General features: G+C 66.6%; 22 protein-coding genes. 12 read left to right on the top strand and 10 right to left on the bottom strand.

All coding sequences use genetic code 11. The features are described from left to right. Nucleotides 1-19: 19 nt before the first annotated feature. The 6 genes from B2869_RS11710 to B2869_RS11685 form a co-directional block, all read right to left on the bottom strand. The gene (locus B2869_RS11710) at nt 20-1,414 is read right to left on the bottom strand and encodes an aspartate aminotransferase family protein (protein ID WP_021199962.1); all 1,395 of its coding nucleotides are present in this window, start codon (nt 1,412-1,414) and stop codon (nt 20-22) included. After that, nucleotides 1,411-1,878: an Lrp/AsnC family transcriptional regulator gene (locus B2869_RS11705; RefSeq protein WP_021199961.1), complete on the bottom strand. Its 468-nt coding sequence runs from the start codon at nt 1,876-1,878 to the stop codon at nt 1,411-1,413. Before B2869_RS11705 ends, B2869_RS11710 begins: the two co-directional genes overlap by 4 nt. Before the next feature lie 83 nt (nt 1,879-1,961). Then, nucleotides 1,962-3,119: an acyl-CoA dehydrogenase family protein gene (locus B2869_RS11700; RefSeq protein WP_292766681.1), complete on the bottom strand. Its 1,158-nt coding sequence runs from the start codon at nt 3,117-3,119 to the stop codon at nt 1,962-1,964. Further along, nucleotides 3,116-3,874, bottom strand: a complete 759-nt coding sequence (locus tag B2869_RS11695; RefSeq protein ID WP_292766678.1) for an alpha/beta fold hydrolase — start codon at nt 3,872-3,874, stop codon at nt 3,116-3,118. The genes B2869_RS11700 and B2869_RS11695 overlap by 4 nt, the downstream gene beginning before the upstream one ends. 53 nt (nt 3,875-3,927) lie before the next feature. Continuing rightward, nucleotides 3,928-4,848 (bottom strand): sugar kinase, encoded by a 921-nt coding sequence (locus B2869_RS11690; protein ID WP_292766675.1) that lies wholly within the window; start codon nt 4,846-4,848, stop codon nt 3,928-3,930. Then, the gene (locus tag B2869_RS11685) at nt 4,845-6,008 is read right to left on the bottom strand and encodes an MFS transporter (protein ID WP_051668061.1); all 1,164 of its coding nucleotides are present in this window, start codon (nt 6,006-6,008) and stop codon (nt 4,845-4,847) included. Before B2869_RS11685 ends, B2869_RS11690 begins: the two co-directional genes overlap by 4 nt. A 436-nt stretch (nt 6,009-6,444) precedes the next feature. Here B2869_RS11685 and nrdH point away from each other — a divergent pair, with 436 nt between their 5' ends. The 9 genes from nrdH (at nt 6,445) to B2869_RS11640 (ending at nt 16,274) form a co-directional block, all read left to right on the top strand. After that, nucleotides 6,445-6,678, top strand: coding sequence for a glutaredoxin-like protein NrdH (gene nrdH / locus B2869_RS11680; protein WP_017828869.1), 234 nt, complete (start codon nt 6,445-6,447; stop codon nt 6,676-6,678). A gap of 6 nt (nt 6,679-6,684) precedes the next feature. Further along, nucleotides 6,685-7,119, top strand: coding sequence for a class Ib ribonucleoside-diphosphate reductase assembly flavoprotein NrdI (gene nrdI, locus B2869_RS11675; protein WP_021199956.1), 435 nt, complete (start codon nt 6,685-6,687; stop codon nt 7,117-7,119). Continuing rightward, on the top strand, nt 7,116-9,260 hold the full coding sequence (gene nrdE, locus B2869_RS11670) for a class 1b ribonucleoside-diphosphate reductase subunit alpha (RefSeq protein WP_021199955.1): 2,145 nt from the start codon (nt 7,116-7,118) through the stop codon (nt 9,258-9,260). The genes nrdI and nrdE overlap by 4 nt, the downstream gene beginning before the upstream one ends. Nucleotides 9,261-9,315: 55 nt before the next feature. After that, a complete protein-coding gene (nrdF, locus tag B2869_RS11665) occupies nt 9,316-10,293 on the top strand; it encodes a class 1b ribonucleoside-diphosphate reductase subunit beta (protein WP_017828866.1) in 978 nt (325 codons plus the stop codon). Between the two features lie 278 nt (nt 10,294-10,571). After that, nucleotides 10,572-11,594: a LacI family DNA-binding transcriptional regulator gene (locus tag B2869_RS11660; protein ID WP_292766661.1), complete on the top strand. Its 1,023-nt coding sequence runs from the start codon at nt 10,572-10,574 to the stop codon at nt 11,592-11,594. A 106-nt stretch (nt 11,595-11,700) separates the two neighbouring features. Further along, nucleotides 11,701-13,077: a glutamate decarboxylase gene (locus B2869_RS11655; protein ID WP_292766658.1), complete on the top strand. Its 1,377-nt coding sequence runs from the start codon at nt 11,701-11,703 to the stop codon at nt 13,075-13,077. An 11-nt stretch (nt 13,078-13,088) separates the two neighbouring features. Then, nucleotides 13,089-14,609 (top strand): amino acid permease, encoded by a 1,521-nt coding sequence (locus tag B2869_RS11650; RefSeq protein ID WP_292766655.1) that lies wholly within the window; start codon nt 13,089-13,091, stop codon nt 14,607-14,609. Nucleotides 14,610-14,665: 56 nt separating this feature from the next. Further along, nucleotides 14,666-15,706, top strand: a complete 1,041-nt coding sequence (locus tag B2869_RS11645) for a hypothetical protein (RefSeq protein ID WP_292766651.1) — start codon at nt 14,666-14,668, stop codon at nt 15,704-15,706. A gap of 67 nt (nt 15,707-15,773) precedes the next feature. Beyond that, on the top strand, nt 15,774-16,274 hold the full coding sequence (locus tag B2869_RS11640; RefSeq protein ID WP_292766647.1) for a GNAT family N-acetyltransferase: 501 nt from the start codon (nt 15,774-15,776) through the stop codon (nt 16,272-16,274). Nucleotides 16,275-16,280: 6 nt separating this feature from the next. Here the strand turns inward: B2869_RS11640 and B2869_RS11635 are convergent, their stop codons facing one another. Continuing rightward, complete coding sequence (locus tag B2869_RS11635; protein ID WP_292766644.1) at nt 16,281-16,892, bottom strand: flavodoxin family protein; 612 nt, start codon at nt 16,890-16,892, stop codon at nt 16,281-16,283. A gap of 90 nt (nt 16,893-16,982) precedes the next feature. On the opposite strand from B2869_RS11635, the gene B2869_RS11630 reads away from it, so the two are divergent. Further along, a complete protein-coding gene (locus B2869_RS11630; protein WP_136024181.1) occupies nt 16,983-17,186 on the top strand; it encodes a hypothetical protein in 204 nt (67 codons plus the stop codon). Nucleotides 17,187-17,230: 44 nt separating this feature from the next. On the opposite strand, the gene B2869_RS11625 is transcribed toward B2869_RS11630, so the two are convergent. Genes B2869_RS11625 through B2869_RS11615 form a run of 3 tightly spaced genes read right to left on the bottom strand, consistent with a single transcriptional unit; the run spans nt 17,231 to nt 18,651 of the window. Then, complete coding sequence (locus tag B2869_RS11625) at nt 17,231-17,833, bottom strand: GNAT family N-acetyltransferase (protein ID WP_136024182.1); 603 nt, start codon at nt 17,831-17,833, stop codon at nt 17,231-17,233. An 8-nt stretch (nt 17,834-17,841) separates the two neighbouring features. Then, the gene (locus B2869_RS11620) at nt 17,842-18,252 is read right to left on the bottom strand and encodes a zinc metallopeptidase (RefSeq protein ID WP_268741825.1); all 411 of its coding nucleotides are present in this window, start codon (nt 18,250-18,252) and stop codon (nt 17,842-17,844) included. A gap of 24 nt (nt 18,253-18,276) precedes the next feature. Next, nucleotides 18,277-18,651: a helix-turn-helix domain-containing protein gene (locus B2869_RS11615; protein ID WP_231479904.1), complete on the bottom strand. Its 375-nt coding sequence runs from the start codon at nt 18,649-18,651 to the stop codon at nt 18,277-18,279. 94 nt (nt 18,652-18,745) lie between these two features. On the opposite strand from B2869_RS11615, the gene B2869_RS11610 reads away from it, so the two are divergent. Then, a complete protein-coding gene (locus B2869_RS11610; RefSeq protein ID WP_235045227.1) occupies nt 18,746-18,976 on the top strand; it encodes a helix-turn-helix domain-containing protein in 231 nt (76 codons plus the stop codon). A 32-nt stretch (nt 18,977-19,008) separates the two neighbouring features. Then, entirely contained in the window at nt 19,009-19,938 is a 930-nt protein-coding gene (locus tag B2869_RS11605; protein WP_373695389.1) for an aldo/keto reductase, read from the top strand. The last annotated feature ends 13 nt before the right edge of the window (nt 19,939-19,951 follow it).

Genomic DNA, 19,951 nt, shown 5'->3' with positions numbered 1-19,951 from the left:
CGATCGGTGCGCGCGAGGGTCAGAGCACCGACTGCGCGCGTGTCAGCACGTCGCGCAGGATCTGCTCGATCTCGCGGAACTCCGAAGGGCCGACGGTGAGCGGCGGCGCGAGCTGGATCACGGGGTCGCCGCGGTCGTCGGCACGGCAATACAGACCGGCCTCGAACAGGGCGGGGGAGAGGAAGCCGCGCAGCAGCCGCTCGGACTCGTCGTCGTCGAAGGTCTCCTTGGTCGACTTGTCCTTCACGAGCTCGATGCCGAAGAAGTAGCCGTCGCCCCGCACGTCGCCCACCAGCGGCAGGTCGAGCAGCTTCTCGAGCTCGGTGCGGAACAGCGGGGAATTCTCGCGCACGTGCGCGTTCAGCCCCTCCTCGTCGAAGATCGCCAGGTTCTCCAGAGCGACAGCGGCCGACACCGGGTGTCCGCCGAACGTGTAGCCGTGCGGGAAGGACAGATCGCCCTTCGAGAAGGGCTCGTAGATACGGTCGCTGACGATGGTCGCGCCGATGGGGGAGTAGCCGCTCGTCATGCCCTTGGCGCACGTGATCATGTCGGGCACGTAGCCCAGGCCCGTGCACGCGAAGGTGTGACCGAGGCGGCCGAAGGCGCAGATGACCTCGTCCGAGACGAGCAGCACGTCGTGGCGGTCGCAGATCTCGCGGACGCGGGCGAAGTAGCCGGGAGGGGGCGGGAAGCATCCGCCGGAGTTCTGCACCGGCTCGAGGAACACGGCGGCCACGGTGTCAGCGCCTTCGAAGAGGATCATCTCCTCGATGCGGTCGGCCGCCCAGCGTCCGAATGCCTCGAGATCGTCGGCGGGTCCACCCATCTCGGCCGCGCGGTAGAAGTTGGTGTTGGGCACGCGGAAGCCGCCGGGGGTGACGGGCTCGAACATCGACTTCATCGCCGGGATGCCCGTGATCGCCAGCGCGCCCTGCGGGGTGCCGTGATACGCGACGGCGCGAGAGATCACCTTGTGCTTGGCGGGCTTGCCCTGCAGCTTCCAGTAGTGCTTCGCGAGCTTGAACGCGGTCTCGACCGCCTCGCCGCCCCCGGTGGAGAAGAAGACCTTGTTGAGGTCGCCCGGCGCCTCGTCGGCGAGACGGTCGGCCAGCTCGATCGCTGCCGGGTGCGCATACGACCAGAGGGGGAAGAAGGCCAGCTCGGAGGCCTGCGCCGCCGCGGCCTCGGCCAGCCGACGCCGACCGTGGCCGGCGTTCACGACGAAGAGTCCGGCCAGGCCGTCGAAGTACTCCTTGCCTTTGGCATCCCAGATCCGATGCCCGTCTCCCTTGACGATGATGGGCACACCCGACTCCGCCATCGTCGACTGCCGGGTGAAGTGCATCCAGAGATGGTCCTTCGCCATCGTCTGCAGTGCGGACTCGGAAGGGATGGTGCGTGCGGTGCTCATCTGGTCCCCCAGTTGTAGAGCTGCTTCTGCAGCTTGGCGTAGATGAAGGTTTCGGTGGAGAGGACGCCATCGATCGGGCGGATGACGTCGTTGATCAGCGCGAGCAGGTCGTCGTCGTCCTCGCAGACGACCTCGGCGAGGACGTCGAACGAGCCGACCGTGATGACCACGTAGTCGACGGACTCGATCGCGGCGATGGCCTCGGCGACACGGCGCGCGTCGCCGGACACGCGGACGCCGATCATGGCCTGGCGGTGGAAGCCCAGCTGCATCGGGTCGGTGACGGCGACGATCTGCATCACACCCGACTCGGTGAGCCGCTGCACCCTCTGGCGCACCGCGGCTTCGCTCATCCCGACGGTGCGGCCGATCTCCGAATACGAACGACGGCCGTCCTCTTGGAGCAGCTCGACGATCGTCTTCGAGACCGCATCGAGGGAAGGGTGCTTCTTCGCCGGACTCATGGTGCGATCTTCGCACTCCGCAATGCGCTCGGCAACCGATTTCGCAGAATCTGGCGATTCGTCCAGCGGAATCGGCAGGAAATTCAGCTCTCGAGCGGACCCAGCCATGCGTTCGCCGCCGTCGAATGCGCGGATTCGGGGTCGGAGGGGTGGAACGCCCCGGCCAGCACGTCACGGTAGAGACGCGAGAGCTCGTTGGCGGAGAAGTACGACCCGCCGCCGGCCACGAGCATCGCCTCGTCGACCACGTGCTTGGCCATCGTGATCGCCCGGTGCTTGACGCCGGAGAGCTGCGGGAACCAGCGCGCGCCGTGATCGACGCGGTCGTCCACATCACGGGCGAGGGAGCCGATCTGCGGCGGCAGGGCGTCGTAGGCGATGGCCATGTCGGCGATGCGCCAGCGGATGTCGGGATCCTGGCTGTACGCGAGGCCGGTCTTCTTCGAGTGCCGCTTCTGGGCGGTCGTCACGGCGAGTTCCAGTGCGCGGCGGGCGATGCCGGTGTAGACGGAGGCGAGCAGGATCTCGAACACCGAGAAGATGCCGAACACGATCGGATCGGGGCTGGGCCCGGGGTCGATGCGCCGCACCACGTGCGCGGCATCGGCCACGGCGCCGTTCAGCCGGGTGGTGCGGCTCTGCGTGCCCCGCATGCCGAGGGTGTCCCAGTCGTCGGAGGTCGTGACGGCGTGCGTCCGCTCCACGAAGGCGAACACGAGCTTCGGCCCATCGGGGCTGGTGGTGTCGAGCCCGTGCAGCCCCAGCCGCGTCCAGACCGGAGCGAGGGAGGTGAAGATCTTGGTCCCGGTGAACGCGTAGCCGCCGTCGCCGTCGGGCACGGCCGCGGTGTCGCTGCCGAACAGCACCAGGTCGTTGCCGCCCTCGCTGATGCCGAAGGCGAAGACCTCGCCTGCCGCAGCGCCGTCCTGCACGAACTCGAGGCCGGGGACGCCTCTGTCGGAGAAGACCTTCGCCACGCCGGTCCACACGAGATGCATGTTGATGGCCAGCGCCGTCGCCGGCGCAGCACCGGCGAGACGCTGCTGCAGGATCGCGGCCTCGGCGAGTCCGAGCCCCGCCCCTCCGCGCTCCTTCGGCACCAGGATCGACAGGTAGCCGGCCGCGCGCAACTCGTCGAGGTCCTGCTGGGGGAAGGTGTTCTCGCGGTCGTGGATCGGTGCGCGCTCGCGGAGGCGCTCGAGAAGGTCGTCGGGCAGGAGCGTCGCAGGGTCGAATGTCATGCCAGAGCCTCCAGAAGCTGACGGACGGATTCCTCCGGGCGGTCGCGGTGCAGGGAGTGTCCTGCACCCTCGACGACGGAGAGGGTGATCAGGGGGTTCGCCGCGAGGACCTCGTCGGCGAGTTCTCCCGTGAAGATGCTGTAGACCGCGGGGTCGGCGCCGATCACATGCGTGGGCACGGTCAGACGCGCAGCCTCTGCCCGTACGTCCCAGGGCTGATTCTGGGTACTGGTCTGCTCCACCGCCCACGCGCTCGCACGCAGCACCGCGTCGACCTTGAGCTCCTGATCCTGCGGATGCCAGTGCGGATGCTCCGCCTGCACCACTTCGAGGCGGGTGTCGGCGAATGCGCGCTCCTGGCTCCGTCGCACGATCGCCGCATCGCGCCCGCCCACATGGATCGCGGGGTCTATGAGGACCAGCCGTCGAGTCCATTCCGGGGTCGATGCCGCCGCGACCGTGCTGGATGCGCCGCCGAGGGAATGGCCGACGACCGCGTCCCACGCGCCGCCGCCGTCCGGGAGAGTGGCGGCGAGATCGGCACCGTACGCGGCCACCGAGTAGTCGAGAGCGCGCGGTGCATCGCCGTGACCCCGCAGGTCGACGGCGGTCGCGTGCCATCCCGCTGCGGCGAGAGCGTCTCCGAGACGCCACATCAGTGCTCCGGAGGAACCGAGACCGTGGACGAGAAGAGCGCGACGGGACGCCGACGGGGAGCCCCACGAGATCCGGGGCAGGGTGAGCGGGGCGGACATGGCACCAGCCTACGACCGGTGGTGTTCAGGCGGCCGGGATCAGCCGAGCCGCGTCAGGCGAGCGGCACCAGCGGTGGGAGGTCGGCGGCGATCGTCAGCACGCGCTCCGCGGCTGCGTGGCCGGCGGAGAGGCGCGCGGCGAGGTCGGCTCCGTCGAGGGTCGCCGCCAGGAAGCCGGAGGCGAACGCATCTCCCGCGCCGACCGGCTCGACGACGTCGACCACGGGAGCGGGCACGAAGATCGGCTCGTCGTCGCCGTGGAAGGCGGTGGCGCCGACATCGCCGTCCTTGACGACCAGCAGCGCGCAGTTCGGGAGGAAGGTGCGGATCTCGGCGGGTGTCGCGGTGCCCCAGATGCGCTCGGCCTCGTCTCGGCCGACGAAGGAGATGTCCGCGGTGTCGGCCAGGCGGGCAAGCGTCTCTGCGGCATCCTCCCTGCTCCACAGCGGACGCCGGTCGTTCACGTCGAACGACACGAGAGCTCCCGCGGTGCGGGCGTCGGAGAAGAGCTGGTCGACCGTCTCGCGGCACGATGTGGACAGCGCGGGGGTGATCCCGGTGGTGTGCACGATCCGCACCCCGTCGAGACGCCGCGCGGTCAGGAACCCCGGTTCCATGCGGGAGGCAGCGGATCCCCGACGGTAGTAGTAGACGGAGGAGGATTCGGCGCCCGGGTCCTTGAACATCACTCCGGTGGGCGCGGCATCGTCGCGCTCGACCCACAACTCCACCCCCCGCCGCTCGAGCTCGGACGCGACCCTGTCGCCGAGCGGGTCGGCGCCCAGGCGCGACGCCCAGGCGACCCGGTGTCCGGAGGAGGCGACGCCGGCGGCCACGTTGGACTCGGCGCCGGCCAGGCCGATCGACGCCTGCGCGGCGTCGGCGAGCGGGGCATCCGTCGGAGTGATCAGCGCCATGGTCTCGCCGATGCAGACGATCTCGGGGGCAGAGGTCGAAGAAATGGGGGAGCTCATGAGGGGGTGACCGCCAGGGGTTCGGTGTCGGGATGCGGGCTCGCGTCGCGGTGACGCAGATCGGGGAAGGAACGGACGAAGACGACGGCCACGAGCAGTCCCACCGCGGCGAAGATCGTGGCGGCGAGGTAGGCGCCGCGCCAGTCGCCGACATCGACGAGGAAGCCGGCGACCGCGGATCCGGCGGCGGCGCCGATGAGCTGGCCGGTGCCGGCCCAGCCGAAGGCCTCAGCGGTCTCGCTGAACTTCACGCTGGCCGAGGTGATCGCGAAGAGCACGGCGAGAGCCGGAGCGATGCCGATGCCGGCGAGGATCAGGGTGCCGCCGAGCCAGAACACGTTGAGCATGACCATCGTCAGGCCGAGGCCGATCGTGACGATCAGCAGACGGCGCGCCATGGCCCACGGCCCGATGGGGATGTGACCGAAGGCCAGACCGCCGGCGAGGCTTCCCGCCGAGAACACGGCGAGCACGAGACCGGCCGCGAGGCTTCCGTGCTCGAACGTCGCGACGACTCCCACCTCCACAGCCGCACAGGCTCCGATCAGGAGGAAGCCGATCACGGTCGCCAGTAGCACGGGCGGCTTGAGCACGACCTTGCCCAGAGCGTTGCGGCTCCGGGGGATGCGGACCCGTCCGACCTCTGGGGAGAGGATGAACCAGGCGCCGCCGCCGACGAGGATGATCGCCACCAGCAGCAGGCCCTCCGGCGTGCCGATCTGGGTCGAGACGAGCGTGATCACGACGGGGGCCAGCACCCAGATGATCTCTTGCAGCGACGCGTCGAGGGAGAACAGCGGCGTGAGGTTCGAGGAGTTGACGAGCTTCGGATAGATGGTGCGCACCGCGGCCTGGACGGGCGGGGTGGAGAGTCCGGCGACCATGCCGAGAGCCATGTAGCCCGGTACCTCGAGCGGCAGCAGTGCGAGGCACAGCACCGCCACGACGCACACCGACAGTGTGAGCGTGAGCACGCGTCGCATGCCCCAGACGCCCATCCAGCGGCTCGTGATGGGACCGGCGATCGCCTGGCCCACACTGGTCGCGGCGAGGACCAGGCCTGCCGATCCGTACGACCCGGTCTGCTGCTCGACGTGCAGCAGGATCGCCAGCGACATCATTCCGTTGGGGAAGCGCGCGGTCAGCTGAGCAGCGATCATGCGCGCCACTCCCGGCGTGCGAAGAAGATCCCGATATCCCGCCACCAGACCACGGTACCGGGCCGCGGGGTCGGCCGCCGAAGAGGTCGATCCGCGACACGCCCGCGACACGCCGAAGGTCGATTTCCACAGGAATCCGAATGTCGGTGGGGCGTCGTAACGTCCCCCCTGTGGATGGATCGCTCACAGGGGCTTCCCAGCCGCGATTTCACGCGGTTCGAGTGCCTCCGGACGAGGGCTCGGCCTGTGGAAGAAACGGTGGAGAACCTGTGTTGTATCTGTAGAGAACGGTGGATAACTACACGGATGTAACTACTACCCCTTGTGGTCGCCCCCAATGTCGGTCCCCATATGTAGTATTGAAGTCCCGGCAGGGGGTCTACCGGGAAACAGCCTGATGAGAAGCGGGCCAGAGATTTGAGGGGTTACGAAAAAGATGTCGATCACGGTCTACACAAAGCCTTCCTGCGTTCAGTGCAACGCCACCTACCGTGCCCTCGATGCCAAGGGCATCGAGTACGAGATCCTCGACCTGTCGGAAGACCCGACGGCGCTCGAGCAGGTCAAGGCGCTCGGCTACATGCAGGCACCCGTCGTCGTCACCGACGAGGGTCACTGGTCGGGTTTCCGTCCCGACAAGATCGACGAACTCGCCTCCCGTCTGGCGTGACGCCGCATGAGCGCCGTCGCGACCGCAGCGCCGCTCCTGATCTACTTCTCGAGCGTCTCGGGTAACACCGCGCGGTTCATCGAGAAGCTCGGACTCCCGTCCCGACGCATCCCCCTCCACCGACACGAAGAAGACCTCGTCATCGACGAGCCCTTCGTGCTGGTCACCCCCACCTACGGCGGGGGAGCGGGGCGCGGCGTCGAGAAAGGCGCAGTTCCGAAACAGGTGATCCGGTTCCTCAACGATGAGCGCAACCGGCGCCACATCCGCGGCGTGATCTCCGCGGGCAACACCAACTTCGGCGACGCCTTCTGCCTCGCCGGTGACATCATCAGCCGCAAGTGCAACGTGCCTCACTTGTATCGGCTCGAGATCTTCGGCACACAAGACGATGTGGATCGCGTGAGCGACGGATTGGAACGACGGTGGCAGCTTCAGTGACCGAGACAGTGGCATTCAAGGCGAACCCCTCTTACGAGGGTCTCGACTATCACGCCCTCAACGCGATGCTCAACCTGTACGACGCGAACGGGAAGATCCAGTTCGACGCCGACAAGCGCGCCGCGCGGGAGTACTTCCTGCAGCACGTGAACCAGAACACGGTGTTCTTCCACTCGCTCAAGGAGCGTCTGGACTACCTCGTGGAGAAGGAATACTACGAAGGCGCCGTCATCGAGAAGTACTCGATGGAGTTCATCCAGAAGCTCAACGACCTCGCGTACGGCAAGAAGTTCCGTTTCGAGACGTTCCTCGGCGCGTTCAAGTACTACACGAGCTACACGCTCAAGACGTTCGACGGCAAGCGCTACCTCGAGCGCTTCGAGGACCGCGTCGTGATGACCGCCCTCGGCCTCGCCGACGGCGATGAGAAGCTCGCGGTCGCGCTCGTCGAGGAGATCATCTCAGGTCGCTTCCAGCCGGCCACCCCGACATTCCTCAACGCCGGCAAGGCGCAGCGCGGCGAACTCGTCAGCTGCTTCCTGCTGCGCATCGAAGACAACATGGAGTCGATCGCCCGCGGCATCAACTCGGCCCTGCAGCTCTCCAAGCGCGGCGGCGGCGTCGCCCTGCTGCTGTCGAACATCCGCGAGTCGGGTGCGCCGATCAAGCAGATCGAGAACCAGTCCTCCGGCATCATCCCCGTGATGAAGCTCCTCGAAGACAGCTTCAGCTACGCCAACCAGCTCGGTGCGCGTCAGGGCGCCGGTGCGGTGTACCTCAACGCCCACCACCCCGACATCATGCGCTTCCTCGACACCAAGCGCGAGAACGCCGATGAGAAGATCCGCATCAAGACGCTGTCGCTGGGCGTCGTGGTTCCGGACATCACTTTCGAACTCGCCAAGAACGACGAGGACATGTACCTGTTCTCGCCGTACGACGTCGAGAAGGTCTACGGCGTTCCGTTCGGCGACATCTCGGTCACCGAGAAGTACCGCGAGATGGTCGACGACCCGCGCATCAAGAAGACCAAGATCAACGCGCGCGAGTTCTTCCAGACCGTCGCCGAGATCCAGTTCGAGTCCGGCTACCCGTACGTCATGTTCGAAGACACGGTGAACAAGGCCAACCCGATCAAGGGTCGGATCAACATGTCCAACCTCTGCAGCGAGATCCTGCAGGTGAACACGCCGACCACGTACAACGACGACCTGTCGTACGACAACATCGGCAAGGACATCTCCTGCAACCTCGGCTCGATGAACATCGCGCTGTCGATGGATGCCGATGACCTGGGGCAGACCGTCGAGACGGCGATCCGCGCCCTCACCGCGGTGAGCGACCAGAGCCACATCGGCTCGGTGCGGTCGATCGAGGACGGCAACGACCGCTCGCACGCGATCGGCCTCGGCCAGATGAACCTGCACGGATACCTTGCCCGCGAGCATGTGTACTACGGCTCCGAAGAGGGCATCGACTTCACGAACATCTACTTCTACACGGTGCTGTTCCACGCCCTGCGGGCGTCCAACAACCTCGCGATCGAGCGCGGCACGACGTTCGACGGGTTCGAGGACTCGAAGTATGCGTCGGGGGAGTTCTTCGACAAGTACATCGACCAGGCGTGGGTTCCCGCGACCGAGAAGGTCAAGGAGCTCTTCGCCGGCAAGCACATCCCGACCCAGGACGACTGGGCCGAGCTGAAGGCGTCGATCCAGAAGCACGGCATCTACAACCAGAACCTTCAGGCCGTCCCGCCGACCGGCTCGATCTCGTACATCAACAACTCCACGTCGTCGATCCACCCGATCGCGTCGAAGATCGAGATCCGCAAGGAAGGCAAGCTCGGTCGCGTCTACTACCCGGCGGCGTTCATGACGAACGACAACCTGGAGTACTACCAGGACGCGTACGAGATCGGCTACGAGAAGGTCATCGACACCTACGCGGCCGCCACGCAGCACGTCGACCAGGGTCTGTCTCTGACCCTGTTCTTCAAGGACACCGCCACCACGCGTGACATCAACAAGGCGCAGATCTACGCATGGCGCAAGGGCATCAAGACGATCTACTACATCCGTCTGCGTCAGCTGGCGCTCGAGGGCACCGACATGGCCGAGTGCGTCTCGTGCATGCTCTGACCTGACAAACTGTCGACCCGAGAACGCGGCTGAAAACCCGAGAAACGACGAAGAAATGACTCCTGAAAGACTCAAGCTGGTCTCCAGCGTGCAGGCGATCAACTGGAACCGCATCCAGGACGACAAGGACCTCGAGGTCTGGAACCGTCTGGTGAACAACTTCTGGCTGCCCGAGAAGGTGCCGCTGTCGAACGACGTGCAGTCGTGGAACACGCTCACCCCCGACGAGCAGCTGCTCACCATGCGGGTGTTCACCGGTCTCACGTTGCTCGACACGATCCAGGGCACCGTGGGCGCGGTGTCGCTGATCCCCGACGCGATCACCCCTCACGAAGAGGCCGTGTACACGAACATCGCGTTCATGGAGTCGGTGCACGCGAAGAGCTACTCCTCGATCTTCTCGACCCTCGCGTCGACGAAGGAGATCGACGAGGCGTTCCGCTGGTCCACCGAGAACCCGAACCTTCAGAAGAAGGCTCAGATCATCATGGACTACTACCAGGGTGACGACCCGCTCAAGCGCAAGGTGGCCTCCACCCTTCTGGAGTCGTTCCTCTTCTACTCGGGCTTCTACCTGCCGATCTACTGGTCCTCGAAGGCGAAGCTGACGAACACGGCCGATCTGATCCGCCTCATCATCCGTGACGAGGCCGTGCACGGGTACTACATCGGCTACAAGTTCCAGAAGGGCCTCGAGAACGAGACCCAGGAGCGCCGCGATGAGCTCAAGGACTACACGTTCTCGCTCATGTACGAGCTCTACGACAACGAGGTGCAGTACACGCAGGACCTCTACGACGGTGTCGGTCTGACCGAAGACGTGAAGAAGTTCCTTCACTACAACGCCAACAAGGCCCTCATGAACCTGGGTTACGAGGCGATGTTCCCCTCCAGTGTCACGAACGTGAACCCGGCGATCCTGTCGGCACTCTCGCCGAACGCCGACGAGAACCACGACTTCTTCTCGGGGTCGGGCTCGTCGTACGTCATCGGCAAGGCCGAGGCCACGGAAGACGACGACTGGGACTTCTGAGAAGTCAGGGAGGATGCCCGAGCTTCGGGCGCATCCAGATCACCAGCGGGTGAGAGGGCCTCGGGATCATTCGATCCCGAGGCCCTCTCTGCGTCGTCGAATCCCTTCGCTCATCCATGCACGGGTGCGGGATCGTGGCCCACTGCGCCCACGAGGTCGGGCGCGGTCATCGCCCTTCGTTCGTGCGCCCGGCAACGCGCGTGGCGCGGCGGCGCCGGGCTGCGTCAATGCGTGACAGAAGTGGCTCCAGAAAGTGATTAAACGATTATGCTGAGGGGATGCCCGAACCTTCCGCACAACGCGTTCGCATCAGGGACGTCGCTCTCGCCGCGGGTGTCTCGGCGGCCACCGTCTCGCACGTCTACAACGGGCGAGGGAGAGTGTCCGAGCGCACGCGCGCCCGTGTGAAGGCGATCGGCGACCGGCTCGGCTACCAGCCGAATCAGACGGGTCAGGCACTGCGACTCGGGCGGACGAACGTGATCGCGGTCGTGGCGAGCTTCCGCGATCCGCGCGTCACGGAAGCCTCGTTCATGCCGTGCTTCCGGAACATCCTCGCGGGGGCGGCGTTGGAGGCCGGCGCGATGGGGTTGGCGGTCACGGCAGGCCGCGCGGGGGTCGACGGTCAGATCACGACCACGCTCTCGTATGACGGGATCATCGTGGTCGACCCCATGCCCAGCGACCCCGTGGTGGAGCGCGCGCTGAGTCTCGGTCGACCGGTCGTCGCCGTCGGCGGATACGACGAGCGTCCGACGGCTCGCATCCAGCAGATTCGGCTGGGCATACGGGATGCGCTTCCGGCTTACCTCGACACAATCGCAGATGCTGAGGAAGAAGTCCGGCCTGCGATCTTCGTCGGGGCGCGACTGGATCACTTCACCAACGATGCCATCGCCGGGTTTCAGCGCTGGTGTGCGCGGCGGGGGATCACGCCGCGGGGAGGGGCGTTGGAGCCGGGGGAGTCGCTGGACCACGCTGCCACGAGGATGCTCTCGGGCGCACTGCCGCCCACGGTGGTGCACTGCATGAACGAGTCATTCAGCGCAGCCATCCTCCGAGCCGCCGAACGGGCTGGGCTCGATGTGCCCGGTCAGTTGCGTGTGACGACGGTCGGTGATCCCGGCGGGCTCGCTGCGCAGCATGGCGTGGACTATTTCGCCACCGATCCGTTCTGGAACGGATCTCTCGCGGTGAAGGCCATGGCCGAGCTCGTAAGCGGCGAGACCCCTGCTGACCTCCTTCTCGAGCTGCCTTCGGTGGCGGTTTCCGCCTCTCCTTCGTCGTACAGGCTTGCGTGATCCCCTGAGGACGTCTTACCTTGTTTCCATCGACCCAGGTGGCGGTTAACCGATTTTGCAGGTCGGTTCCATGTGCCGCCGCGATGCACGCGAGCAAGGAGACGACATGACTGATCACGAGACCTCCAGCCCGGCAACACCGATGTTCGCGAGGCCGGCTGAAGCTGCCGGCGCCGCACGTCATGTCATCCCTGCCGGTGAGTCGCTTCCGGACACGGCGAAGCAGATCGTGGAGGACGAGACGATCCTCGACGGGAACGCGCGGCTGAACCTCGCGACATTCGTGAGCACCTGGATGGACGATGACGCGAAGCAGGTGTACGCCGCGTCGTTCGACAAGAACATGATCGACAAGGACGAGTACCCGCAGACGGCGGCGATCGAGGACAACTGCTGGCACATGCTGGCGAACCTGTGGAACGCCCCGGATGCGGAGAAGAGCATAGGCACCTCGACCATCGGCTCGTCCGAAGCGTGCATGCTCGGCGGTCTCGCCTTCAAGCGGCGGTGGCAGCAGGCCAGGCGTGCAGCGGGCAAGGACACCTCGACGCCGAACCTCGTGATGTCCTCCGCCGTGCAGGTGTGCTGGGAGAAGTTCTGCAACTACTTCGACGTCGAGCCCCGCTACGTGCCGATCAGTGCGGAGCACAAGACGCTCGACGGGCATGACCTGGCGAAGTACGTCGATGAGAACACGATCGGTGTCGTCGCCATCATGGGTGTCACCTACACCGGCATGTACGAACCCGTCGCCGAGATCGCCGCGGCGTTGGACGAGATCCAGAAGAACACCGGCCTCGACATCCCGATCCATGTCGACGGTGCCTCCGGCGCGATGATCGCGCCGTTCCTGCAGCCGGATCTGGTCTGGGACTTCCGTCTCGAGCGCGTGCACTCGATCAGCACCTCGGGTCACAAGTACGGTCTCGTGTACCCGGGGCTCGGGTGGGTGGTCTGGCGTGACGCCCAGTGGCTGCCGGAGGACCTGGTGTTCCAGGTCAGTTACCTCGGTGGGGAGATGCCGACCTTCGCGCTGAACTTCTCGAGGCCCGGCGCCCAGGTGGTGTTGCAGTACTACCTGTTCCTGCGCTTGGGATTCGAGGGATACCGGGCCGTGCAGCAGGCCTCGCAGGACGTCGCGAAGTACCTCTCCGCGGGGATCGCGAAGCTCGACGCGTTCGAACTCTGGAACGACGGCAGCGACATCCCGGTGTTCGCCTGGCGCCTCAAGGACGGGCACACGAAGAACTGGACTCTCTACCATCTGCAGGACCGGTTGCGGATGAAGGGGTGGTTGATCCCCGCCTATCCGATGCCCGCCGACCTCGAGCAGATCACGGTGCAGCGCATCGTCGTCCGCAACGGGCTGAGCATGGACCTCGCGATCGAACTGCTGCAGGCGATCGAGACCGAAGTCGCGTACCTCGACGCGCTCGAGTCGCCGATGCCGATCGAGAAGCCGCAGTCGGCCTTCCACCACTGAGAGAAGCCGCCATGTCCTCGCCTCAGAGTTCCGCTCCGTCGCCGGCACCGGCCGAGTCGTCCCCGACCGCATCGAACCATCCGCTCGCACCCCGTTCCGCGGTGACCTCCTTCCTGGGAGTGGGGCAGCTCGCCCTCCTCACCCTGGTCGTGGTCGCGAGCCTGCGATCGCTCCCGGCGATGGCCGTGTTCGGCCTCGGCAGCATCACGCTCTACATCATCCCCGCGATCCTGTTCCTCGTGCCGACAGCGCTGGTCGCCGCCGAGCTCGCGACCGGGTGGAAGGGAGGCGTGTACATCTGGATCAGGGAGGCGATGGGCAACCGCTGGGGGTTCACCGCCGTGTGGCTGCAGTGGATCCAGAACGTGGTCTGGTACCCCACCCAGCTCGCCTTCATCGCCGGAGCGCTCGCGTTCGTCTTCTTCGACCCCTCCCTGTCGAGTTCCGGCTTCTTCACGGCCGTGGTCATCCTGGTCCTCTACTGGGGATCCACTTTCATCGCGTTGCGAGGCGGCAACCTCTTCGCCAAGCTCGGCTCCTGGGGTGGCATCCTCGGCACCCTGCTCCCCGCAGCCCTCCTCATCGTGTTCGGAGCGATCTGGGTGTTCAGCGGAGAGAAGAGCGAGGTACCCCTCACGCCCGATGCAGTGATTCCCCCCTTCACCGGCATCGCGTCGATCGTGCTGATCGTGTCGAACTTCCTCGCCTACGCCGGCATGGAGGTCAACGCCGTCCACGTGAACCAGATGAAGGACCCGGGCCGGGGCTTTCCTCGCTCCATCTTCATCTCCGCGGTCCTCATCCTCATCGTGTTCATCCTGCCGACGATCGCCATCGCCGTTGCGGTCCCGCAGAAGGAGCTGGGCCTGACCAACGGCATCATGCTCGCGTTCCAGGAGTACTTCTCGCACTGGGGTGTGGGTCAGTGGGCGACGGCGGCGGTGTCCGCGCTGATCGCCGCCGGCGCACTGGCGTCCGTGATCACCTGGATCGTCGGACCGTCCAAAGGTGTTCTCGCCGCGGCGGAGACGGGGCTGCTGCCCCCACTGCTGCAGAAGAAGAACAAGGCCGGTGTGCAGTCCGGAATCCTGATGCTGCAGGGCACGATCGTCACCGCCCTGGCGGCGATCTTCATCATCGTCCCCAACGTCAGTGCGGCGTTCGTCGCCCTGATCGACATGGCCGCAGCCCTGTACCTCATCATGTACATGATGATGTTCGCCTCGGCGATGGTCCTGCGGCGGACGCAGGCGAGCGTGAAGAGGGCCTACCGTGTTCCTGCGATCAACCTCGTGGCGGGCATCGGATTCCTTGCGAGCCTCGCGGCCTTCGTGTTCGCCTTCATCCCGCCGGAAGGGTTCACGGCGTTCCCGCCGGCCCTGTATCCCTGGATCGTGGCGGCGGTGATCGTCGTGCTCGGCGCTCCGCCGCTCATCTTCTATGCGGTTCGCAAGCCCGCCTGGGACATGCGCACCGAGGAGCAGAAGAATGCCCACGGGACCCACGAAGAAGACGAGCACGCGCAGACGTAGGCGAGCGCGCATGCTCCGGAGCGCGTCGACACGCGCCCGGACCTAGAATCGACCCGATGATCGAGGAGACCGCCACCGAGACGCGCGTGCGCGCGAAGGTGAACCGGACGTTCGTGCGCGCGCCGATCGTCGTGGGCACGGTGCTGCTGATCGCAGCCATCGGGTTCACGCTCGCGGGTGATGACCTCAGCTTCTTCCCGTTCCTGCTCATGCTGGTCGGGGGCTGGTGCTTCGGCTTCGCGTTCGTGAACGTCACCCTGGGCATGGTGCCGGCGCGCAACGGGGCAATCCTGCACCTCGGTGTCGCCATCGTGCTCGGGGCCGTCCTGGTCCTCATGGTGGAGTTCGGGGGAGACCTGCTCGACGGCTTCCCCGAGGCGGTGCGCGGGGTCGCCGTCGTCCTGCAGCTCGCGGGGATACCGGCGACCGGGTGGATCTGGCTCGGACTCCTCAGTCGCGTCACCGATCTCTTCGCCCGTCGGGACGCGAAGAAGAAGCCGCTGCCGGTGACGCCGGACTGGGAACGGGAGGAAGGCGGCGACGGGTCGATCGTGCGCTTCCCCGCCATCGAGCTGCGGATGCGCACGCTCACGCAGGCGATCGTCGGGATCGTCGTGGTCGTCGGACTCCTCGGCGTCGCGCTGCTGGTCGGACTCGACGACATCGTGATGCGGATGGGACCGCGGATCGCGATCGTCCTCATGGGAATCGTGCTCGGGCTTCCCGTATACCTCCTGTTCATGGCGATCCTGCGCCGAGGCACAGCGCAGTGCGCGGTCGCCTTCGGGAACGACGAGTTGCGTGTACGGGTAGGCGATCAGCTCCACACGATCCCGTTCCGGAGGCTCGAATTCCTGCGCTGGCGGTGCCGCAGCGACTACGCGCGGATCGAGGTGCGTGGCGCCGGTGTCGACCTGTCGCTCTTCGCCGGGCTCGCCACGCCGCCGCGCGGCTTCTCCGCGGAGCTCCCCGCACTGCCTCGGCGGGTGTATCGACGACTCGAGCTGGCGGGACTCATCGTCGAGAAGGCTCGGCGGGGCGAGGTCGTCACGTTCCGGAGTGCGTCCGAGCCGGCGTCACGCGCACCCGCACACTGAGCACACCGGACGCTGAGCCCACCCGCACACTGAACGCGGTGTCGGAGGCCTGTGGCAGCATCCGAGCATGGAAGACCTGAGACTCAGGATCTGGTCCGAGAACGACCTCGGACTGCTGCACGCGGCCAACACCCCGGAGATGACGGCGCACATCAACGGCCCGGAGAGCGTCGACCAGATCATCGAGCGGCACGCCCGGTACCTGCGGCTGGTCGCCTCCGGGGAAGCACGGATGTTCGTCATCGAAGACGAGGGAGCGCGAGCACTCGGATCGATCGGGTACTGGCACATCGAATGGCGTGAGGAGCCGGCCCTCGAGACCGGATGGTTCGTCCTGCCCGAGGCGCAGGGGCGCGGCGCGGCATCGGCTGCCCTCGCTCTTCTCATCGACGACGCCCGTGCGCATCGCGAGGGACGACGTTTCCTGACTGCATTTCCCGGGGTCGAGAACCCGGCATCGAACGGGGTGTGTCGCCGCAACGGATTTACCCTGGCGGGGAGCTTCACAGAGGAGTTCCGCGGTGCCGAGCTGACCGTGAACGAATGGGCATTCGACCTCGCGGAGTGACCGAGATCACTCCGCGGGATACTCCTGCGCCTTGAGCAGTCGGGCCAGGTGTGCGGCGTTCCTCGTCGCCGTCCCGATGGCCGACGCGACCTTCTCGGGTGTCTCCTCGAGATCCTTGTAGTCGATGGTCTGCATCGCCTCGCCGTTCCAGTAGACCGAGCCCTGTGCGGCGACCGTGTACCCCACGTCGTTCAGCGACTGGAAGAGGATCGCCGCGATGTGGTGTGCACCGTCTTCGTTGCCGACGACGCCCGCGATGGCCACCTTGTCGAACAGGGTGGGACGGCCGCGGGCGTCCGTCTCGCCGAGCTCCGCGTCGAGGCGTTCGAGCACGCGCTGTGCGACGCTCGAATGCTGCCCCATCCACGTGGGGGTGACGAGGACGAGGATGTCGGCGTCCAGCACCCGTCGACGGATCTGGGGCCATTCGTCGTCGCCACCCATGTCCTTCTCGACACCGGGGCTGAGGGAGAGGTCGACGGCGCGGACCACGTCACCGGTGACGCCGTGGTCGGCGAGACCGTCGAGCAGCTGCGTCGCGAGGAGATCGGAGCTGGAGGGCGCGGGCGACGGCTTGAGTGTGCAGGAGATGGCGACCGCGGTCAGTGGTGTCTTCATGCTCCGAGCAGACCAGACGAGGAAGAACATGCACAGGGGGTTTCCGAGTCCGGGCTATCCTGGTAGACGGCACCGACGACAGGAGATCCCGTGATCCTCAGCTTCCTCTTCTTCATGATCCTCTTCATCGGAGGGATCCTGCTGATGGGCATCTCGTTCGGGCTGCCGGCGTTCCAGGCTCTCGCCTTCTGCGGTGGCCTGCTACTGGTGACCCTGGCCATGGCGTTCATCTTCCGCCAGGGCGGCTCGGCCACCCGCCGATCGAACAACTGGTCGGGCAACGCCACCGAGTGACCCTCGGCGGTCTGGGCGTCGTCGGACGACGCGCCTGACCGCGCTCAACGTCGTCGGGCGAGCCTCGCTTCGAGGTTCGCGCGGACTGCGGGCCACTCCGGCTCGATGATGGAATACTCCACGCTGTCGCGCAGTGCACCGTTGCGGTAGCGGCTCATCGCGCGCATCACGCCGTCCTGCTTGGCGCCGAGTCGCTCGATGGCCGTGCGCGACTGGAAGTTCACCCACTGCGTCGTGAGGCCGACGCGGAAGACCCCGAGGGTCTCGAACGCGTGCCGGAGCAGCAGCAGCTTGGACTCGGCATTCGTGCCCGTGCCGTGTGCCGACGGTCGGTTCCACGTGAAGCCGATGTGCAGCCGGGGAACGTCGGCGACGATGTCGTAGTACGACGTGAGTCCCAGGATGCGACCAGTGGCGTCGAACGTCGTGAAAGGGACCATCTCGCCCTTCTCGACGAGCCCGAGCCGGCGCTCGACCTCCGCGGCGACACCATCGGGTGCGGGTACCGAGGTGTACCAGGCCGTCTTCCACAGGTCGCCCTCCTCCACGGCCTCGATCAGTCCATCGACGTGGGCGCGTTCGAGGGGACGGAGTTCGACGAGTTCGCCGGTCAGGGTGACAGGGGAGGGCGTGACGAGGAAGGGCATGACGATATTCAACCAGCGACGAGGATCGTCTGACGCAGCAGCCGCTGGTAGGCCGTGACGAGCTCGATCGTGACCTCCAGCTCGAAGGCCAAGCTCGCGAGATGCGGACCTCGAACCGCTTCTGCTTCCGCGTAGGCGCGCGGCGTGATGAGCTGCGACGCCGCCCATTCATCCGCCTGGCGCTCCTGCTGGGCGCGGATGGCGGGGGTCGGGGCGGGAACGTGGCCGAGAGCGGCGTGTCCGAGCTCGTGCGCGAGCACGCTGCGAGTGGTGCGGACGCTCATGCCGGGGCTGAGGCGGATCGTGCGAGTCGCGGGGTCGTAGCCCCCGCGCGTTCGACCGGTCCGCTCGACGACGCGAACCCGCTGTTCATCGGCGAGCCGGAGAAGGTGGTGCATGGTCACTCCTCCCGTGCCGATCTCGCGCCGGGAGCGGTGCCCGGCCTATTCGTAGAGGTCGTCGGTGTCGGCGTCGTGGCGGACACCGGATTCGAAGGCGACCTCTCGGGTATCTTCGCGCGGGCCGGCGACATCGGGCGCGCGTCGGATCGGCGTGATGCGCGCGACGGCCTCTCCGTCGGCGCGGAGACGTTCTTCCGCGCGTGCCAGCAGCACGTGGGGTTCGACACCGAGATCGGCGCACACCGCGTAGACGACGGGGACCGGGATCGCACGCTTGCCCGTCACGTAGTTGTCCAGTGCGCTGCGCGCGATCCCGATGGTGCGCGCCATGGCGGCGATGCTGCTGCGCGACGCGGCGATCTCGGCACGCATCTGGCGCCCGACAGCGTCGTTGAAATCCTCGGCAGGTGTCTTCACCCGGCTCACCATAGCAGCGAGACGACGCCAAAATGCTGCCATTCTGGTCCATTCGACCGCCATGCGGGTTCGTTCGTGGCGGTAGTGTAGGCGTATGGGGACAGAATTGCGTCATTTGCTGGCATCCGAAGTCGACGGGGCCCGGTTCCACGCCGGAGTGTCCTTCTCCGAGCTCTCCGCGCGCTCGGGCATCGACCCCGATGCCCTGGGGAATCTGCTCGACGGCATGGAGGACTTCACGGTGGTCGACCTCGCGCGCATCGCCGGAGTCCTCGGCGTTCCGGTCACGGCGCTGATTCCCGGCGCCGCGACCGAAGATTCCTGACGACGTCGGTGCGGGGCGGTAGCGTGATGCGCATGAAGACAGTGCCGTTCGGATCAGCCACCGCCCCCGCCGTGATCGCCGGCATGATGCGCATCGACGACAAGGACGATGCTCACATCCGCACGCTGTACGGCACCGCGCGGACGGCGGGCATCGACTTCTTCGACCACGCCGACATCTACGGCGGCAGCATGCACCATTGCGAGGCGCGGTTCGCCGACGCGTTGCAGCTCACCCCGTCCGAGCGTGACGAGATCGTGCTGCAGACGAAGTGCGGCATCGTGCCCTCGCAGGGGATGTTCGACTTCTCGTACGCGCACATCCTGGCGCAGGTGGAGGGCTCGCTCGCGGCGCTGCGCACGGACCGCCTCGACGTGCTCCTGCTCCACCGCCCCGACGCGCTCGTCGAGCCCGACGAGGTGGCGCGCGCGTTCGACGACCTGGAGCGCGCGGGCAAGGTCAGGGCGTTCGGCGTCTCGAACCACACGCCTCGCCAGATCGACCTCCTCCGCACGGCGGTCCGGCAGCCGCTGGTCGCGAATCAGCTGCAGCTGTCGATCACGCACGCGCCGATCGTCGCGCAGCCGGTCGCAGCCAACATGGCCGGGCAGGAGCAGAGCGTGGTGCGCGACGGCGGTGGCATCGTGGAGTACTGCCGCATCAACGACATCACGATCCAGGCCTGGTCGCCGTTCCAGGACGGGTTCTCCCACGGGGTGTTCCTCGGCAACCCCGAATACGCGGAACTGAACGCCGTGATCGATCGCCTCGCAGCGGCGTACGACGTCGCGCCGATCGCCATCGCGACCGCGTGGATCACTCGCCACCCCGCCGGTATGCAGGTCGTGCTCGGTACCACCACACCCCAGCGGGTGCAGGACGCGGCGGCCGGAGCCGACATCACGCTCACGCGGCACGAGTGGTACGAACTGTTCCGCGCCGGCGGGCATCTGCTGCCGTAGCCCGAGCGGCACG

Origin of the sequence: Microbacterium sp. UBA3486 (assembly GCF_002377845.1) — a bacterium.
Taxonomy (GTDB): Bacteria; Actinomycetota; Actinomycetes; order Actinomycetales; family Microbacteriaceae; genus Microbacterium; species Microbacterium maritypicum_A.
Note: the sequence above shows the minus strand (reverse complement) of the source record. Positions and strands in the feature narration are given on the sequence as shown.

What these genes read in the sequence shown, in the direction of transcription:
- nrdI (WP_021199956.1), top strand. Translation starts at nt 6,685, where the DNA reads ATGAGCGCCGTCGCGACCGCAGCGCCGCTCCTGATCTACTTCTCGAGC.
- B2869_RS11605 (WP_373695389.1), top strand. Translation starts at nt 19,009, where the DNA reads ATGAAGACAGTGCCGTTCGGATCAGCCACCGCCCCCGCCGTGATCGCC.
- B2869_RS11645 (WP_292766651.1), top strand. Translation starts at nt 14,666, where the DNA reads ATGATCGAGGAGACCGCCACCGAGACGCGCGTGCGCGCGAAGGTGAAC.
- B2869_RS11685 (WP_051668061.1), bottom strand. Translation starts at nt 6,008, where the DNA reads ATGATCGCTGCTCAGCTGACCGCGCGCTTCCCCAACGGAATGATGTCG.
- B2869_RS11635 (WP_292766644.1), bottom strand. Translation starts at nt 16,892, where the DNA reads ATGAAGACACCACTGACCGCGGTCGCCATCTCCTGCACACTCAAGCCG.
- B2869_RS11695 (WP_292766678.1), bottom strand. Translation starts at nt 3,874, where the DNA reads ATGTCCGCCCCGCTCACCCTGCCCCGGATCTCGTGGGGCTCCCCGTCG.
- B2869_RS11650 (WP_292766655.1), top strand. Translation starts at nt 13,089, where the DNA reads ATGTCCTCGCCTCAGAGTTCCGCTCCGTCGCCGGCACCGGCCGAGTCG.
- nrdH (WP_017828869.1), top strand. Translation starts at nt 6,445, where the DNA reads ATGTCGATCACGGTCTACACAAAGCCTTCCTGCGTTCAGTGCAACGCC.
- B2869_RS11710 (WP_021199962.1), bottom strand. Translation starts at nt 1,414, where the DNA reads ATGAGCACCGCACGCACCATCCCTTCCGAGTCCGCACTGCAGACGATG.
- B2869_RS11700 (WP_292766681.1), bottom strand. Translation starts at nt 3,119, where the DNA reads ATGACATTCGACCCTGCGACGCTCCTGCCCGACGACCTTCTCGAGCGC.
- B2869_RS11640 (WP_292766647.1), top strand. Translation starts at nt 15,774, where the DNA reads ATGGAAGACCTGAGACTCAGGATCTGGTCCGAGAACGACCTCGGACTG.
- B2869_RS11690 (WP_292766675.1), bottom strand. Translation starts at nt 4,848, where the DNA reads ATGAGCTCCCCCATTTCTTCGACCTCTGCCCCCGAGATCGTCTGCATC.
- B2869_RS11705 (WP_021199961.1), bottom strand. Translation starts at nt 1,878, where the DNA reads ATGAGTCCGGCGAAGAAGCACCCTTCCCTCGATGCGGTCTCGAAGACG.
- nrdF (WP_017828866.1), top strand. Translation starts at nt 9,316, where the DNA reads ATGACTCCTGAAAGACTCAAGCTGGTCTCCAGCGTGCAGGCGATCAAC.
- B2869_RS11660 (WP_292766661.1), top strand. Translation starts at nt 10,572, where the DNA reads ATGCCCGAACCTTCCGCACAACGCGTTCGCATCAGGGACGTCGCTCTC.
- B2869_RS11655 (WP_292766658.1), top strand. Translation starts at nt 11,701, where the DNA reads ATGACTGATCACGAGACCTCCAGCCCGGCAACACCGATGTTCGCGAGG.
- B2869_RS11610 (WP_235045227.1), top strand. Translation starts at nt 18,746, where the DNA reads ATGGGGACAGAATTGCGTCATTTGCTGGCATCCGAAGTCGACGGGGCC.
- B2869_RS11625 (WP_136024182.1), bottom strand. Translation starts at nt 17,833, where the DNA reads ATGCCCTTCCTCGTCACGCCCTCCCCTGTCACCCTGACCGGCGAACTC.